12 protein-coding genes and 1 other RNA gene are annotated in these 16,839 nt (G+C 73.1%); 9 read left to right on the top strand and 4 right to left on the bottom strand.

Features of this window, described 5'->3' with window-relative positions:
• Together EAO71_RS15205 and EAO71_RS15200 are read right to left on the bottom strand one after the other, a co-directional pair.
• The gene (locus tag EAO71_RS15205; RefSeq protein WP_147978215.1) at positions 1-1,377 is read right to left on the bottom strand and encodes an ABC transporter substrate-binding protein; all 1,377 of its coding nucleotides are present in this window, start codon (positions 1,375-1,377) and stop codon (positions 1-3) included.
• A 123-nt stretch (positions 1,378-1,500) separates the two neighbouring features.
• Positions 1,501-5,016, bottom strand: coding sequence for an FHA domain-containing protein (locus EAO71_RS15200; RefSeq protein WP_147978214.1), 3,516 nt, complete (start codon positions 5,014-5,016; stop codon positions 1,501-1,503).
• 453 nt (positions 5,017-5,469) lie between these two features.
• On the opposite strand from EAO71_RS15200, the gene EAO71_RS15195 reads away from it, so the two are divergent.
• The 4 genes from EAO71_RS15195 (at position 5,470) to EAO71_RS15180 (ending at position 10,997) form a co-directional block, all read left to right on the top strand.
• Positions 5,470-7,185, top strand: coding sequence for a serine/threonine-protein kinase (locus EAO71_RS15195; RefSeq protein WP_147978213.1), 1,716 nt, complete (start codon positions 5,470-5,472; stop codon positions 7,183-7,185).
• A 107-nt stretch (positions 7,186-7,292) separates the two neighbouring features.
• Positions 7,293-8,531, top strand: coding sequence for a serine/threonine-protein kinase (locus EAO71_RS15190; protein ID WP_147978212.1), 1,239 nt, complete (start codon positions 7,293-7,295; stop codon positions 8,529-8,531).
• Between the two features lie 43 nt (positions 8,532-8,574).
• Entirely contained in the window at positions 8,575-9,681 is a 1,107-nt protein-coding gene (gene prfB / locus EAO71_RS15185; protein WP_147978211.1) for a peptide chain release factor 2, read from the top strand.
• 386 nt (positions 9,682-10,067) lie between these two features.
• Positions 10,068-10,997 carry an LPXTG cell wall anchor domain-containing protein gene (locus tag EAO71_RS15180; RefSeq protein WP_147978210.1) on the top strand — a complete coding sequence of 310 codons (930 nt, stop codon included), beginning with the start codon at positions 10,068-10,070 and terminating at the stop codon, positions 10,995-10,997.
• A gap of 94 nt (positions 10,998-11,091) precedes the next feature.
• Here EAO71_RS15180 and EAO71_RS15175 read toward each other — a convergent pair whose 3' ends face one another.
• Complete coding sequence (locus tag EAO71_RS15175) at positions 11,092-11,286, bottom strand: hypothetical protein (RefSeq protein ID WP_147978209.1); 195 nt, start codon at positions 11,284-11,286, stop codon at positions 11,092-11,094.
• 236 nt (positions 11,287-11,522) lie between these two features.
• Here EAO71_RS15175 and ftsE point away from each other — a divergent pair, with 236 nt between their 5' ends.
• From ftsE to ssrA, 5 genes are all read left to right on the top strand, one after another.
• Positions 11,523-12,212, top strand: coding sequence for a cell division ATP-binding protein FtsE (ftsE, locus tag EAO71_RS15170; RefSeq protein WP_147978208.1), 690 nt, complete (start codon positions 11,523-11,525; stop codon positions 12,210-12,212).
• Positions 12,213-12,232: 20 nt separating this feature from the next.
• Positions 12,233-13,150 carry a permease-like cell division protein FtsX gene (ftsX, locus tag EAO71_RS15165; protein WP_147978207.1) on the top strand — a complete coding sequence of 306 codons (918 nt, stop codon included), beginning with the start codon at positions 12,233-12,235 and terminating at the stop codon, positions 13,148-13,150.
• A gap of 78 nt (positions 13,151-13,228) precedes the next feature.
• Entirely contained in the window at positions 13,229-14,428 is a 1,200-nt protein-coding gene (locus EAO71_RS15160; RefSeq protein ID WP_147978206.1) for a S41 family peptidase, read from the top strand.
• Between the two features lie 18 nt (positions 14,429-14,446).
• Positions 14,447-14,989, top strand: coding sequence for an SsrA-binding protein SmpB (smpB, locus tag EAO71_RS15155; protein ID WP_147978205.1), 543 nt, complete (start codon positions 14,447-14,449; stop codon positions 14,987-14,989).
• Between the two features lie 184 nt (positions 14,990-15,173).
• Positions 15,174-15,565: a transfer-messenger RNA gene (ssrA, locus tag EAO71_RS15150) on the top strand.
• A gap of 65 nt (positions 15,566-15,630) precedes the next feature.
• Here the strand turns inward: ssrA and EAO71_RS15145 are convergent.
• On the bottom strand, positions 15,631-16,716 hold the full coding sequence (locus tag EAO71_RS15145) for an MFS transporter (RefSeq protein WP_261992144.1): 1,086 nt from the start codon (positions 16,714-16,716) through the stop codon (positions 15,631-15,633).
• Positions 16,717-16,839 lie beyond the last annotated feature (123 nt).

Below are 16,839 nucleotides of genomic sequence, written 5' to 3'. Positions count from 1 at the left end.
TCAGCTCTGGTACGCCTTGGCCGCGTCGGCCTCCAGCCGTGCCTGGGTTCCCGCGACGTCCTTCGGGTTCTTCAGGAAGTCCTGGAGCGCCTTCCACTCGCCCTTGCCGGGCGTCCCGCCGAACGACTGCGGCATCTGGTCCGACATGTCGAAGCGGAAGTCGTCGCCGGCCCCGATCAGCGCCTTGGCGATCTCCCGCTGCACGTCGTTCGGGTACGCCGCCGGGTCCAGGCTCTTGTTGGGCGACAGGAAGCCGCCCGCGCGCGCCCAGATCTCCGCCGCGTCGGGGGAGGCGAGGAAGGTCAGCAGCGCCTGCGCGCCCTTGGTGTCCTTCAGCGCCACCGCCGCGTCGCCCGCCGTCACGACCGGAGCCTGACCGCTCGCGCCCACCGCCGGGAACGGGAACACCTTGGCGTCCGTACCGATCTTGGCGTCGGTCTCCGCGATGTTGACGGCGGCGAAGTCGCCCTCGAAGACCATCGCGGCCTTGGGCTGGTCGCCCCCGGTGAAGGTCTGGGTGACCGAGACCGGGAACTCCGTCTGGAGCGCGCCGCTCGCGCCGCCCGCGATCAGCGCCGGCTTGCCGAACAGCTCGCCGAGCGTGGTCAGGGCCTGGGTGACGGAGGGGTCAGTCCACTTGATCTCGTGCTTGGCCAGCTGGTCGTATTTGGCGGGGCCCGCCTGGGAGAGGTAGATGTTCTCGAACCAGTCGGTGAGGGTCCAGCCGTCCGCGCCGCCCACCGAGACCGGGGTGACGCCGGAGGCCGAGATCGTCTCGGCGGTGGCGAGGAAGTCCTTCCAGGTCTTCGGTTCGGAGGCGCCCGCGTTCTCGAAGGCGGCGGCGTTGTACCAGACGAGCGACTTGTTCGCGGCCTTGAAGTACACGCCGTACTGCGTGCCGTCCACCGCGCCGAGGTCCTGCCAGCCCTTCGAGTAGTGGGCGGCGAGCTGCGCCTTGGCCTCGGGGCCGGCCGGCTTCAGCCACTTCTGGGCGACGGCCTGCTTGATCGCTCCGACCTGCGGGAGCATCGCCACGTCGGGCGGGGAGCCGCCCGCGATCTTCGTGCCCAGGAAGTTCACGATCGGGTCCTGCGCCGGCACGAAGGTGACGGTGGCGCCGGTGCGCTTCTCGAACTCCTCGAGGACCTTCGTGAAGTTCTCCTGCTCAGGCCCCGTCCAGACGGCGGCGACCTCGACCTTCTCGCCCTTGAGGGAGGGTAAGGAGACGGTCTTCCCGCTGCCGCTCGGTCCGTTGCTCCCCGACGGACCGGGGGTGTCGGCCGCGTCGGAGCCGCAGCCGGAGAGGGTGAGTGCGGTGACCGCGGTGAAGGCGGCGATCGTCGTCGCGGCCCTGCGTGTACGAAGAGTTGTACGCATTTCTGCCCCGTCTCTGTCGTGCGCGTGCTCGTCCCGGTCCGACAGGTCTACGCCGGGCGTTCGGGGCCCGCAATACCGCCTTCGGTGTCGACTCGGAGATCGTGACCCGCTCGTGACGTGACGTCAGGGGTGGACGGCCGGGGTCAGCGGCGCCACCGGCGTCGCCTCGACGGAGCGGGCCGCCCGGTCCAGTGCCGAGGCGAGCAGCGCCAGGTCGGTCGGGCCGTTGCCCAGCTCGCGGACGGGTCTGCGGGTGGGCGGATCGCCCATCCGCTCCCACTCCAGGGGGACGACCGTCGGACGCAGCGTCGCCGTGCGGGGGATGCGGCCGGTGACCCGCCCCGCCTGGAACGGGGTCACCCGGCCGTCCGGGTGGCCGAGGCGTCCCCGGCCCGGGGCCGGTTCGTCGGGACCGGCCGCCACGGGCGGCGCGTCGAGCACGATCCGCAGCCGGGCGCCGTGGGCCAGCTCCGTGTCCGCCGTCCGGTCCGGCCGCGCCGAGGTCGCGACCAGGTGCACTCCCAGCCGCGCGCCGCCGCGGGCGACGGCTTCGAGGGCGCGTACGACGGAACCGGCGGCGGGCCTGCCGGGCGAGCCGAGCGCGGGTGCCACGAGGGCGTCGTAGTCGTCGACCAGCACGACGAGCCGCGGGAGCCGCGCGAGGCCGTCCGGATCGCCGCCTCCCGCCGGCTCCGCCTCGTCCGTCCGCAGCACGCGGCCGCTCGGGCGGTCGGCCGGTTCGCCGGCGGTGGTCCGGGCGATCCGTCCGGAGGGGCGGTCGCCGAGACCGGAGTCGCCGCGCAGCGGCAGCCGGCCGCTCGGCCGGTCGCCGAGGTCCCCGTCCGCCGCGCGCACGACCCGCCCGCTCGACCGGTCGGCCAGGTCCGCGGCCCCGGCGCGGGAGCCCGCCCCGGGGCGTTCGCCGATCGCTCCCTCGCCCGTGCGCAGGGTCCTGCCGCTGGGCAGGTACGTCAGCTCGTCGGCGCCGGTCCGCCCGGTCCGGGTGCTCGGGCGGTCGTCGAGGCCGCCGTCCCCGGGCCGGCCGCCGGCCGAGCGCGCGTCGGGGACGCGGACGCTCGCCCGGGAGCCCGGAGGCAGCGTCTCCGCCGCGCTCGGCGGGCGCTGCGCGATCAGCCGGCCGGTGGCCCGCCGGTCGGCGAAGTGCCCGTCTCCCAGGATCTCCGCCCGGCGCTTCAGCTCGGCGCCCAGCGCCTGGGCGAACTCACGCATCCGGACCGGATCGGAGGCCACCAGATGCTCGGTGACGTGCGGCAGCTCCGTACAGACGCCCAGACCCTCACCGCGCTCGCCGCCGGCGCCGTCGACCAGCAGCAGGCCGAGGCGGTCGGGGCGGCCGCCCGCGGCCAGGGAGGCGGCGATCGAGCGCAGCAGCTCCGTGCGGCCGCTGCCCGCCGGTCCCTCGATCAGCAGGTGCGGCCCCTCCTCCGTCAGGTCGACCGACACCGGTCCGCGCGGGCCGGCGCCCAGTACGGCCGTCCCGTCGCCGGCGGAGGCCCAGCGGGCCATCAGCGAGGCCGGGGTGGCCCGGGCGAGCCCGAGCTCGTCGAGCAGTCGCGCGGACGGGGGCAGGGCCGCCACGGCGGCCCTGCCCCGCGGCGTCGCGGACTCCGTGCGCAGGGGCGCCAGGGCCCGTCCGAAACGCTCGGCCCAGGCGACCGAGACCGCGTCCACGACACCGACGGTGCCGTGACCGGCGGCCCGGCCCCCCACCGTGCGCAGCAGTCGCAGCGCCGTCGCCACGTCGCCGCTCAGCAGGGCGACGGCACCGCACTCGCGGAAGGCGAGCGAGGCCGCGCAGGCGCTCTCGTACGTCGCGGCGACGGGGGAGACGGGGGAGGCGGACGGCGCCTCGGCGAGGCAGATCAGATGGATGCCGGCGGCGGCGCCGGCCCCGGCGAGCCGCGCGGTCGCCTCCCGCAGCGCCGCCGTGCCGGGGTCGCCGTCCACGATCACGACCGTGACCGGTCCGTCGTGGTGGGCCGCGGCCTCGGCCACCGCCATGCGGTCGGCGCTCGGCCAGCCGGGCCCGAGCGGTCCGTCGTCCAGCCGGCGGATGAGCTCGGCCGTGCGGGCCTGGGCCTGATCGCGGTCGTAGGCGAGGAGGAGCCGGCAGTCCTGGCCGTGCGCCGGGCGCAGGTGCGGCAGCCAGCCGAGCCAGGACCAGGCGCGGCGCCGCTCCTCCAGCGGCCGGTTGCGGTCCGCGCTGATGAGCACGATCTCCAGCTCGGCGGGGGAGTGCAGGGCGGCGAGTTGGGCCACGACGGAGCGGGCGAGGCCGGCCAGCCGGTTCCCCGGACCCGCGAGTCCGAGGGAGCCCGCCTCGCGCAGGCCGACGGTGACGGGGACGCCGGACAGCTCGGCCCGGTCGGCCGTCCCGAGCCGGACCACGAGGGACTCGGGATGGTCCGGGCCGCGCTCCCAGAGCCGGGGGCCCGGGCCGAGCGCCGTCAGCAGCACGGCGGCCGGGTCGGGCCAGGTGTCGGCGGCGGGCGCGGGGCCGGCGGCCGTGCCGGACGTGGCCGGCGCGAAACCGGTCTCGGCCGTCGGCAGCGGCAGCTCCTCGCGGCCGCCGGCGAGGCGGCGGGCCCAGGCTCCTATCCCGCGCCGGCCGCGGGCCGGCGGGGCCTGACGGCGGGTCTGGCGGGTCCTGCTGTGGGCCTCGCCCTCGTCGTCCGGGAAGTCCTCGGCGCGCGCGTGGCCGAGGGAGCCGCCGTGGGCGGCGTCGGCGTACGGATCGCGGGCGCCGTGCTCACCGGCGGGTCCGCCGGGCCGGGCGGAGGGGTGGGGGCGGCCGTCGGCCGGGCCGTCGTGGCCGTCCCGGCCGCCCCCCGGGCCGTGCCCGTGCCGCTCCGGCCCGTGCTGTCCGTGGCTTCCGTACGCGAGGCCGGTGGCCGGGGCCGTACCTCCGCGGGGGCCGTCGCCTCCGGGACGCGGGTCCGCCCCGCCGCCCCGGGCGTCCGCGTCGGCCGCGGGGCCGACCCGGAGGTGGCCTTCGCCGTCCGGCGCCGTCGGTACCGCCTCCGTACCGCCGTCACCCGGTCCGGTCAGGCGCAGAGCGGACTCGCCGAGCCGCAGCAGGGAGCCGGGGCGCAGCCGGACGGGCCGGTCGCCGACCTGCACGCCGTCCAGGGTCGTGCCGTTCGTCGAGCCCGGGTCCGCGACCGTGATGCGGCCGTCCTCGCCGACCGTCACCGTGCAGTGCACGCGGGAGACGTCCGGGTCGTCGAGCGGGACGTCCGCGTCCATGGAGCGGCCGATCCGGATCGGCCCTCCGTGCAGCAGGTGGACCCCGCCCGCGTCGGGTCCCGCGACCACGTGGAGCCGGGCCGAGGCGCCCTCGCCGATCCGGTCGTCCTCGCCGGGGACCTGGAGGGTGAGCACGGCGCCGTCCACGAGCGGTGGCTCGCCGAGCGCGCAGCGCTGCCCGTCGAGCCGCTCCCGGCCCGCGTAGAGCACGGTCGTGCCGGAGGTCGAGGTGTCGGGGCCGGAGACGGCCGCGGCCAGGGCGGAGGCCACGGCCGACAGTGCCGTTCCCGCCGGGGCGGTGACGAGCACGTCGCAGGAGCGCCCCGCGCCGTGGCCGGCGTGCGGTGCGAGGACGGTCAGCCGGATCTGCATCGCCGTCAGCGGTCCCTTCTGCGCGTGGTGCTCGGCAGGGGAACCGCCGTGTCTCTCCCCCCGCCCGGCACGGACACGTCGTCCGGTTCAGGTCGGCACGGCGCGGGGCTCCCGACCCCGATGCGACGTGCTGTAGGCATCCTCGCACCTGCCACTGACAACACGCCCGCGGGTCGGTCACAAGTGATCTTGAATGGTCGGCTGTGGACGTAAAAATGCCTGGTTGAGCACACCCTGCGTCGAGCGCGGCAACCACGGGTACAGCTGACGCGTCTTGTTTTCGGACAAGTCCGGCGCCTCAAGGCGTGAGAATCGGCCACATGGCGATCGGCGATGTGATCGACCGGTGACCCGTTCGGCGGCACTAAAGTGGGTCGGACACCCGGACGGGTCACAACAGACGACAGGACCCCGGGAACCCCCCAGGACCACGATCAGCAGGGAGCGCGTGACGTGCGGCCTATCGGCAGCAAGTACCTGCTCGAGGAGCCGCTCGGCCGCGGCGCCACGGGCACCGTCTGGCGAGCCCGCCAGCGGGAGACGGCGGGGGCCGAGGCCGCGGTGCCCGGCCAGCCCGGCGAGACCGTCGCGATCAAGGTCCTCAAGGAGGAGCTGGCCAACGACGCGGACATCGTGATGCGCTTCCTGCGCGAGCGTTCCGTGCTGCTCCGGCTCACCCATCCCAACATCGTGCGCACCCGCGACCTGGTCGTGGAGGGCGACGTCCTCGCCCTGGTCATGGACCTCGTCGAGGGCCCGGACCTGCACCGCTACATCCGGGAGAACGGCCCGCTCACCCCCGTCGCCGCGAGCCTGCTCACCGCGCAGATCGCCGACGCGCTCGCCGCCAGCCACGCCGACGGCGTCGTCCACCGCGACCTGAAGCCGGCCAACGTGCTGCTCGCCGAGCAGGGCGGCCAGATGCACCCGATGCTGACCGACTTCGGCATCGCGCGCCTCGCCGACTCCCCGGGGCTGACCCGCACGCACGAGTTCGTCGGCACGCCGGCGTACGTCGCCCCGGAGTCCGCCGAGGGCCGTCCGCAGACCTCCGCCGTCGACATCTACGGCGCGGGCATCCTGCTGTACGAGCTCGTCACCGGCCGGCCCCCCTTCGCGGGCGGCACCGCCCTGGAGGTCCTGCACCGTCACCTCAGTGAGGAGCCGCGCCGCCCCTCGACCGTTCCCGGTCCGCTGTGGACGGTCATCGAGCGCTGCCTGAGCAAGGACCCCGCGCGCCGGCCCAGTGCCGAGAACCTGGCCCGGGGGCTGCGCGCGGTCGCCGCCGGTATCGGCGTGCACTCCACCCCCGCCCAGATCGAGGCCGCCGACGGCGTCGGCGCCCTGCTCGCCCCCGACCCGGCGCCCGCGCCGGTCCCGCAGACCCCGGGCGTGGACCCGGCCGGCGCGACCCAGGTGCTGCCCACCGGCGGCGCCGGCGGGTCCCAGTACGACCCCGCCGCCGCGACCAGCGTCATGCCGACCGGCGGGCTCGGCGGGGGCCCGGGAGCCGCCGACCCGACCGCGGTCATGCCGCCGGTTCCCCCGCAGTCCCCGCAGAACGAGGAGCCGCACCCCTGGCAGAGCCAGCTGCGCGCCGCCCGGGACCGCAACGAGCAGACGCAGGTCCAGTACCTGGACCCGAGCCAGGACCCGCTGCGCCGCCGCCCCCAGCGGCAGCCGCAGCCCCCGCAGCACCAGCCCCAGCAGTACGGGGGCCGGCCGCAGCAGCAGCCCTACCAGCAGCCCCAGCAGGCGCCCCAGCCGTACCAGCAGCAGCGCCAGCCCCAGCGGCAGCAGTACGCGCCCCAGCAGCCCCCGCAGCACCAGCCCCAGCAGTACGGAGGCCGGCCGCAGCAGCAGCCGTACACGCCTCCGCAGCCGCCGCCCCAGGCGCCGGCCCCGCGCGAGCCGCGCCCGCCGCGCCAGCGCAGCGCCAACCCGATGCGGATCCCCGGCCTCGGCTGCCTCAAGGGCTGTCTGTTCACGATCGTGCTGTTCGTGGTCGCGGGCTGGCTCATCTGGGAGCTCACCCCGCTCCAGGACTGGGTCGCCCAGGGCAAGGGCTACTGGGAGGCCATCGGCGACGCGATCACGTCCGTCAGCGACTGGGTCTCCGGCCTCGGCGGCACGGACGGCGGGGGTGCTACCGGCGGTACGGGGCAGTAACACTGCCGATTTGTCGACTTCCGAGGGGTGATTTCCCCTCGGAAGTGCCGACCGGCGCCCGGGGACGCGTAACTTTGTCGCGACCGCCAGCCGCTGAGGGAGCAGTCTTGGCACGGAATATCGGCAGCCGCTACAAGGCCCACCAGATCCTCGGGCGGGGCAGCGCCGGCACGGTGTGGCTCGGCGAGGGTCCCGAGGGCCCCGTCGCCATCAAGCTGCTCCGCGAGGACCTGGCCTCGGACCAGGAGCTCGTCGGACGCTTCGTCCGCGAGCGCACCGCCCTGCTCGGGCTCGACCACCCCCACGTGGTCTCCGTCCGCGACCTCGTCGTCGACGGCAACGACCTCGCGCTCGTCATGGACCTCGTCCGCGGCACCGACCTGCGCACCCGCCTCGACCGCGAACGCCGCCTCGCCCCCGAGGCGGCCGTCGCGATCATCGCCGACATCGCGGACGGCCTCGCCGCCGCGCACGCCGCCGGTGTGGTCCACCGCGACGTCAAGCCGGAGAACATCCTGCTCGACATGGAGGGACCGCTCGGGCCCGGCGGCGCCCACCCGGCCCTCCTCACCGACTTCGGCGTCGCCAAGCTGATCGACACCCCCGGCCGCACCAAGGCGACCCGGATCATCGGCACCCCCGACTACCTCGCCCCCGAGATCGTCGAGGGCCTGCCCCCGCGCGCGGCCGTCGACATCTACGCCCTCGCCACCGTCCTGTACGAGCTCCTGGCCGGCTTCACCCCCTTCGGCGGCGGCCACCCCGGCGCCGTCCTGCGCCGCCACGTCACCGAGACGGTCGTCCCGCTCCCCGGCATCCCCGAGGAGCTGTGGCAATTGATCGTCCAGTGCCTGGCGAAGGCCCCGGCCTCCCGGCTGCGCGCCTCGGAGCTCGGCGCCCGGCTGCGCGACGTGCTCCCGCTGCTCGCCGGCATCCCGCCGCTGGACGTGGACGAGCCGGACGCCGAACCGGCCACGGACGCGTCCGACGAGGACCTGTACCCGACCGGGGCGGGCGCGGCCGAGGGCTCGCCGCGCCGCGCCGCCGTGCCGCTGGTGCCCGGCGCCTCGCCGGACTCCAACCGCGACACCCACACCTCCATGCGCGTCCCCGCCCCCGACGAGCTCTCCGGCGGCCCGCTGGGCACCGCCCGGGCTCCCCGGGCGGCGGGTGCCCGCCGCCCGGGTTCGGCCCGCCACAAGGCGGAGACGGTCCGCAAGCGGCGCATCACCCTGTCCGTCGCGGCGGTCGTGGTGGCCGGCGCGCTCGCGGCGGGCGGCTATCTGGCGAGCGCCGGCGACGCCGAGGCGCCGCCGCAGGACTCCAAGACGTCCTCGCAGCCGTAGCCGCGGGGACCGGGGATCCGCGGCGAGCCGTTACGCTGGACGCGTGGCAGTCGTCGATGTATCCGAAGAGCTGAAGTCCCTCTCCTCGACCATGGGGTCGATCGAGGCCGTCCTGGACCTCGAAAAGCTGAGGGCCGACATCGCCGTGCTCGAAGAGCAGGCCGCGGCCCCGTCCCTGTGGGACGACCCGGAGGCGGCGCAGAAGATCACCAGCAAGCTTTCGCACCTCCAGGCCGAGGTCCGCAAGGCGGAGGCCCTGCGGAGCCGGATCGACGACCTCGGGGTGCTCTTCGAGCTCGCCGAGGAGATGGACGACCCGGACACCCGCGCCGAGGCGGAGACGGAGCTCGGCTCCGTCCGCAAGGCGCTGGACGAGATGGAAGTCCGCACGCTCCTCTCCGGCGAGTACGACGAGCGCGAGGCGCTGGTCAACATCCGCGCCGAGGCGGGTGGCGTGGACGCCGCCGACTTCGCCGAGCAGCTCCAGCGCATGTACCTGCGCTGGGCCGAGCGGCACGGCTACGGCACCGAGGTCTACGAGACCTCCTACGCCGAAGAGGCCGGCATCAAGTCGACCACCTTCGTCGTGAAGGCCCCGTACGCCTACGGCACGCTCTCCGTCGAGCAGGGCACGCACCGCCTGGTGCGCATCTCCCCCTTCGACAACCAGGGCCGCCGCCAGACGTCCTTCGCCGGTGTCGAGATCCTGCCGGTCGTCGAGTCGTCCGACCACGTCGAGATCGACGAGTCCGAGCTGCGCGTGGACGTGTACCGCGCCTCGGGTCCCGGTGGCCAGGGCGTCAACACGACCGACTCGGCGGTGCGCATCACGCACATCCCGACCGGCATCGTGGTCTCCTGCCAGAACGAGCGCTCCCAGATCCAGAACAAGGCGAGCGCCATGAACGTCCTCCAGGCCAAGCTGCTGGAGCGTCAGCGCCAGGAGGAGCGAGCCAAGATGGACGCCCTCAAGGGCGACGGCGGCAGCTCCTGGGGCAACCAGATGCGTTCGTACGTCCTGCACCCGTACCAGATGGTCAAGGACCTGCGGACGGACCACGAGGTCGGCAACCCGCAGTCGGTCCTGGACGGCGAGATCGACGGCTTCCTGGAGGCCGGCATCCGCTGGCGCAAGCAGCAGGAGAAGTAACCGCACGCGAAGCGGTCGCACGCCGGGCCCGTCGCACCGAGAGGTGCGACGGGCCCGGCGTCTTCGTGCTCCACGGTGATTCGCGGGCGCAAGCGGAACGGCACCGCTCCTGACGCTTTGTCGACAAGGGAACTGCCGCCGGGGAGGCGGGAGTTCCAGGTTTACGTCACAGTTGCATCCCCGCATGCCAGGCAATTGACGATCTTTCGGGCATCGCACGCGCAACGACCTTGACGCGTATGCGGAAACTCGGAAGGGTGGCACGCGGCATGCGTATCTCTGGGGCGCGTGTGAATGGGGGCCGGTCCGGTGACGTGACCGCTCCTGGTGTCCGAGGCCCCCGAGCGCGGCTCCATGACGAATGAGCTACTGGGGGTAGCAAACAGATGACGAAGAAGACGCGTGTCCGCGTTGCGCGTATAGCCGCCGGCGCCGTGATCGCCGCCGGTGCGTCGCTCACCGCGGCGGGTGCCGCGAGCGCCGTCGGTGTGTCCTTCGGTGCCGAGGTCAACGACGGCACTGTCGAGGTCCAGGCCGGCCTCGGCGACACCGAGGGTGGCGAGAACGGTGGCAACACCTCCCTCGGCTCCACCGAGGGCACCTCGACCGGTTCCTCCGAGGGCACGTCGACCGGTACCTCGACGGGTACCTCGACCGGCTCTTCCGAGGGCACGTCGACCGGTACCTCGACGGGTACCTCGACCGGCTCTTCCGAGGGCACGTCGACCGGTACGTCCACGGGTACCTCGACCGGTACGTCCACCGGTTCCTCCGAGGGCACGTCGACCGGCACCTCGACCGGTACGTCCACGGGCACCTCGACCGGTACGTCCACCGGTTCCTCCGAGGGCACGTCGACCGGTACCTCTACCGGTACCTCGACGGGTACGTCCACGGGCACCTCGACCGGCACGACCAGCGGCACCGGCAACAACGGTGGCAACGGCAACAACGGCGGTCAGGGCAACAACGGCGGCACCGGCAACAACGGTGGCAACGGCAACAACGGTGGCCAGGGCGACAACGGTGGCAACGGCACCGACGGCGGCTCCTCGACCGACGGTGGCTCCTCCACCGACGGCGGCGCCGGCACCTGCACCGTCGACCTCGACGGCGCCGAGTGCGTCGACAACAACCCCGGCACCAACAACGCCGGCTCGCAGCCCGTCGAGCAGGGCAAGGCCAAGGAGGAGCTGGCCGAGACCGGCGCCGCCGAGACCTCGTTCCTGCTCATCGGTGCCGCGACGATGATCGCCGGCGGCATCGGCTTCCGGATGCTGCCGCGTCTCGTCGGCGGCGGGCGCGCCGCCGTCTGAGTGGCTCGCTGAGGCATGAGGAAGGGCCGGGGGTGACCCCCGGCCCTTCTTCGTTCCTCCGGCTCGTATGCGGCCCGTCAGGTCCTGCCGGGCCCTACACGGTCTGCAGCGCCGCGAGCAGCGCCACCGCCGCCACCAGGGCGATCACGAGCGTCAGCAGCATCGCCGGGGTCAGGCCCGCGAGCGGACCCTCCTCCTTCAGTCGTTCGCGGTTCGCGCGGCAGACGGGGCAGCGGCCCTCCGCGACGGGGGCCGCGCAGTTGGCGCACACCAGTCGGTCGTAGGTCATGCGCTCTCCTCCTCCCGCACAGGGATCCACACCCGGAACAACGCCCGGCGGCACCCGGGCGTTCCCCCTACCACTCTGCCAGCTCCCGAGCGTTTCGGCGCGCCCCGCCGGATTCCGCACATTCCTCCGTGAAGGACGAAAAGGATAAAGCACACAAGCGCGGACCGCGACTGCGCGGGCCATCCCCGGTCGCGTAAGGTCGCGCACACCTACTCCCGGCCGACCGTGGTGCATCCGTGATCCGATTCGACAATGTCTCCAAGTCCTATCCGAAGCAGAACCGCCCCGCGCTCCGGGAAGTCTCCCTGGAGATCGAGAAGGGGGAGTTCGTCTTCCTCGTCGGTTCGTCCGGCTCCGGAAAGTCGACTTTTCTCCGCCTGATCCTGCGGGAGGAGCGCGCCAGCCACGGCCAGGTGCACGTCCTCGGCAAGGACCTCGCCCGGCTGTCCAACTGGAAGGTGCCCCACATGCGCCGCCAGCTCGGGACCGTGTTCCAGGACTTCCGCCTCCTGCCCAACAAGACCGTCGCCGAGAACGTGGCCTTCGCCCAGGAGGTCATCGGCAAGCCGCGCGGCGAGATCCGCAAGGCCGTGCCCCAGGTCCTCGACCTCGTCGGCCTCGGCGGCAAGGAGGACCGCATGCCCGGCGAGCTCTCCGGCGGTGAGCAGCAGCGTGTGGCCATCGCCCGCGCCTTCGTCAACCGGCCGATGCTGCTGATCGCCGACGAGCCCACCGGCAACCTCGACCCGCAGACCTCCGTCGGCATCATGAAGCTGCTCGACCGGATCAACAGGACAGGGACCACCGTCGTCATGGCGACCCACGACCAGAACATCGTCGACCAGATGCGCAAGCGCGTCATCGAGCTCGAAAAGGGCCGTCTCGTCCGAGACCAGGCGCGCGGCGTCTACGGCTACCAGCACTGAGCGGGCGGGGGTAGAACACCATGCGCGCTCAGTTCGTGCTCTCCGAGATCGGTGTCGGTCTCCGGCGCAACCTCACGATGACCTTCGCCGTCATCGTCTCCGTGGCTCTCTCGCTCGCCCTCTTCGGCGGTGCGCTGCTCATGCGCGAGCAGGTCAGCACGATGAAGGACTACTGGTACGACAAGGTCAACGTCTCCATCTTCCTCTGCAACAAGAACGACGCGGCCTCCTCGCCCAAGTGCGCCAAGGGTGCGGTGACCGGGCAGCAGAAGGAGCAGATCCAGGCCGATCTGAAGAAGATGGACATCGTCGAGGACGTCCAGCACGAGACGACCGACGAGGCGTACAAGCACTACAAGGAGCAGTACGGCGACACCGCGATCGCCACGGTCATCACGCCCGACCAGATGCAGGAGTCCTTCCGGGTCAAGCTGCACGACCCGGAGAAGTACAAGGTCGTGGCCACCGCCTTCGCCGGGCGGGACGGGGTGGAGTCCGTGCAGGACCAGCGGAACATCCTCCAGAACCTGTTCGACCTGATGAACGGCATGAACATCGCGGCGCTCGGCGTGATGGCGCTGATGCTGGTCATCGCGCTGATGCTGATCGTCAACACGGTGCGCGTCTCGGCCTTCAGCCGGCGACGGGAGACCGGCATCATGCGGCTGGTCGGCGCCTCCAGCTTCTACATCCAGATGCCGTTCATCATGGAGGCCGCCTTCGCCGGACTCCTGGGCGGCGCGGTCGCCTGCATCATGCTGCTGGTCGGCAGATACTTCCTGATCGACCACGGCATCGCCCTCGCCGACAAGATGCAGCTCGTCAACTTCATCGGCTGGGACGCCGTCCTCGCCAAGCTGCCGCTCGTCATCGCGATCGGGCTGCTGATGCCGGCCATTGCCGCCTTCATCGCTCTGCGCAAGTACCTCAAGGTGTGAGAAGCGCCCCTTGAGTCCCCCGGGCGCCGTACGGTCAACCACCGTACGGCGCCTTTCGCTTGTCCTAGAGTGGGCCACATGCCGGCCGGCCCGGGGCTTCGCCCCGACCTCTGTCTCAGGCCCCGCGGAGTTCTCCGTGGGGCCGTTCTCACGTTGGTCTTCACCGGCGTCCTCGCGACCGCCGCGGCCACCGGCTCCCTGCCGCGGCAGGAGGGCACCGCCGCGAAGGCCACGCTGCCCGCCCCGACCGGCAGCACCGTCGACCGGGCCGCCCTCGCCCGTGCCGCGTCCGACGCGATGGCCGACGGCAAGTCCGGCAAGAAGGCCGCCGAGGAGTTCGTCAGCCGCAGCGGCGACCGCTGGGGCGCGGTGTACGGCGCGGCCGAGTACGAGGAGTTCGAGCAGGCCCTCGACGGCAGCTACACCGGGGTCGGCCTGTCCGCCCGCCGGGTGGAGCGGGCCGGGAAGAGCCGGATCGAGATCACCCGCCTGCGGGACGGCGGCCCCGCCGCCCGGGCCGGGCTGCGGACCGGCGACCAGCTCGTCTCCGTCGACGGCCGCCCCGTCGCCGCCCTGTCCGCCTCCGAGGTCGTCGCCCTGCTGCGCGGCGACGGGGTCCCCGGCAGCACCGTCTCGCTCGGCGTCCGCCGGGGCGCCGCGGCCTGGAACCAGAACCTGCGCCGGGCCCGTCTCGCCATCGAGACCGTCACCGTGCGCCGCCTCGACGACGGAGCGGTCCTGATCAAGGTCTCCGCCTTCACCAAGGGCGCCGGCGAGCGGGTGCGGCACGCGGTGCGGACCGCGCCGGCCGGCGCCGGGGTCCTGCTGGACCTGCGGGGCAACTCCGGCGGACTCGTCGCCGAGGCCGCCGTCGCCGCCTCCGCCTTCCTCGACGGCGGACTCGTCGCCACCTACGACGTCGACGGCGAGCAGCGCGCCCTGTACGCCCAGGGCGGCGGAGACACCGACCGGCCCGTCGTCGCGCTGGTCGACGGCGGCACCATGAGCGCGGCCGAGCTGCTCACCGGAGCCCTGCAGGACCGCGGCCGGGCCGTCACCGTCGGCTCGCGGACCTTCGGCAAGGGCTCGGTCCAGATGCCCAGCACCCTGCCCGACGGCTCGGTCGCCGAGCTGACCGTCGGCCACTACCGCACCCCAGCCGGTCACGGTGTGGACGGCCGGGGCATCACCCCGGACCTGGACGTGGGCGGAGCGACGGAGGCGCGGGCCGAAGCGCGGGCGAGAACGGTATTGAGTGGCCTCGGAGGGGGCTCGTAGTGCGAAAATGGCCGCACTATGGCAAAGGGACTCGTGAACGTGCAGGGCAAGCCTGCGAAGAAGAAGGACCCGGACAAGGGTCCTGAGCGCAAGATGATCGCGCAGAACAAGAAGGCGCGCCACGACTACCACATCGTCGACACCTACGAGTGCGGTCTGGTGCTCATGGGCACCGAGGTGAAGTCGCTCCGGATGGGCCGGGCGTCGCTCGCCGACGGCTTCGTCCAGATCGACCGGCACGAGGCGTGGCTCCACAACATCCACGTCCCGGAGTACCTCCAGGGCAGCTGGACCAACCACTCGGCCAAGCGGAAGCGCAAGCTGCTCCTGCACCGGGCCGAGATCGACAAGCTGGAGTCGAAGGCGCAGGAGACGGGTCACACGATCGTGCCCCTCGCGCTGTACTTCCTGAACGGCCGGGTCAAGGTCGAGATCGCGCTCGCCAAGGGAAAGAAGGAGTACGACAAGCGTCAGACGCTCCGCGAGAAGCAGGACACGCGCGAGACGAGCCGTGCGATCGCGGCGGCGAAGCGGCGCCAGCGGGCGGCCCAGGCCCTCTGAGGTGCCGGCAAGGGGCGCCGCGGCGGCTCGGCCGCCCGGACCGGCCGGCGCTCGACGCGTCGATCCGGCCGGGCTCCCGGAGGTTCCGTGCCGCCTCGCCGGAATACGCTGGCAACGCCGCCCGTCGGTCACGTACGATGGGCCCTGCACCTCACAGCGGGTGCGCGCATTGAAAAATCAACATGGGGATGATCGGTTTCGACAGCGGATGTCGAAGCAGGGGAAGCGTGTCGAGGAAGCGGCAATGATCTCGTAAACCATATGTCGCAACCAATAATCGCCAACTCCAATAGCGATAACTCCCGCTTCGCCCTCGCTGCCTAATCTAGGTATCGAGTAGAAGCCTCTGTGAGGAGCGTCAGCCCGGGGATGGTCCCGACCCGGATCCTGGCGTCATCAAGGGATCTAAACCTCTAGCCCCGGTCACGGGGGCCTGAGGGAAATCAAACAGTGACTGAGCCCGTCGGAGACTTGTCCGCGTGATCTCCGGGGCTGAGAAACTCCTAGCGGACTGCACACGGAGAAGCCCTGATTCCGCACCGTTGGACGCGGGTTCGATTCCCGCCATCTCCACCGAGCGCCCGAGGGGCCCCAGGCCCGCTCGGACACCTCATCCCATGTGGGCACAGGCCCGGCAGTCGTCACGACGACCGCCGGGCCTTTGTCATGCCGGCGCTCCGTACCACCGCCAGCACCAGGGCCGCGGCGGCCGCGGCGGCCGGCAGCAGGAAGGCGTACGTCGTCGTCGGGGCGTGCTCGGCGGCCCAGCCGCCGGTGGCCGAGCCGGCCGCGACGCCCGCGAGCAGGGCGGTCACGGCCAGCGTCATCCCCTCGTTGAGCCGCGCGGGCGGGGTGAGCCGCTGGACCAGGGTCATGCCCGTGACCATCGTCGGGGCGGTCGCCATGCCCGCCACGAGCAGTCCGCCCGCCAGGGCGAGCAGCGAGCCGGTCGAGGCGCCCAGCAGCGGCAGCGTCATCAGGACCGTCATCGCCGCCAGGCAGGCCGCCAGGCCGGCTCCGCGCCGGGCCCGCCCGTAGACCAGGCCCGCCGCGCAGGAGCCCGCCGCCTGCAGGGCGAGGACGGGGCCGGCGGCCGGGCCGTCCACGTACGCCAGCGTCACCACCTCCATCGCGCCGAAGACCGCGCCGGTGGCCAGGAAGACCGCGAGCAGCGGCGCCAGGCCGGGTGTCCGCAGCAGCGAGCCGCCGGCGGTGGTGCGGGGGGACACCGGGGGCTCGGTGGAGCGCTGCGCCGCGAAGACGAGGACGCCGGTGAGCAGCAGGACGGCCCCGGCCAGGGTGCCCGCCTCCGGGAAGAGCGCGGAGCACAGGAGGGCGGCGAGGACCGGGCCGAGCATGAAGCACAGTTCGTCGACGGCCTGCTCGAAGGCGTTGGCGGTGTGCAGGGTCGCCGCGTCGCCCCGGTGCAGATGGGCCCAGCGGGCCCGGGACATGCCTCCGGTGTTGGGGGTGGTGGCGGTCGCGGCGTACGCGGCGAACAGCGTCCAGGCGGGCGCCTCGAAGCGCACGCAGAGCAGCAGCGCGAGCGAGCCGAGCACGGCCAGGGCGGTCGCGGGGACCGCGACCCGGGCCTGCCCGTACCGGTCGACGAGCCGCGCCGTCCAGGGCGCGACGACGGCTGTCGCGGCCAGGCCGGTCCCGGTGACCGCGCCGGCATGACAAAGGCCCGGCGGTCGTCGTGACGACTGCCGGGCCTGTGCCCACATGGGATGAGGTGTCCGAGCGGGCCTGGGGCCCCTCGGGCGCTCGGTGGAGATGGCGGGAATCGAACCCGCGTCCAACGGTGCGGAATCAGGGCTTCTCCGTGTGCAGTCCGCTAGGAGTTTCTC

Origin of the sequence: Streptomyces sp. MS191, assembly GCF_008042125.1 — a bacterium.
GTDB lineage: Bacteria > Actinomycetota > Actinomycetes > Streptomycetales > Streptomycetaceae > Streptomyces.
This window is presented reverse-complemented; position numbering and strand designations above follow the sequence as displayed.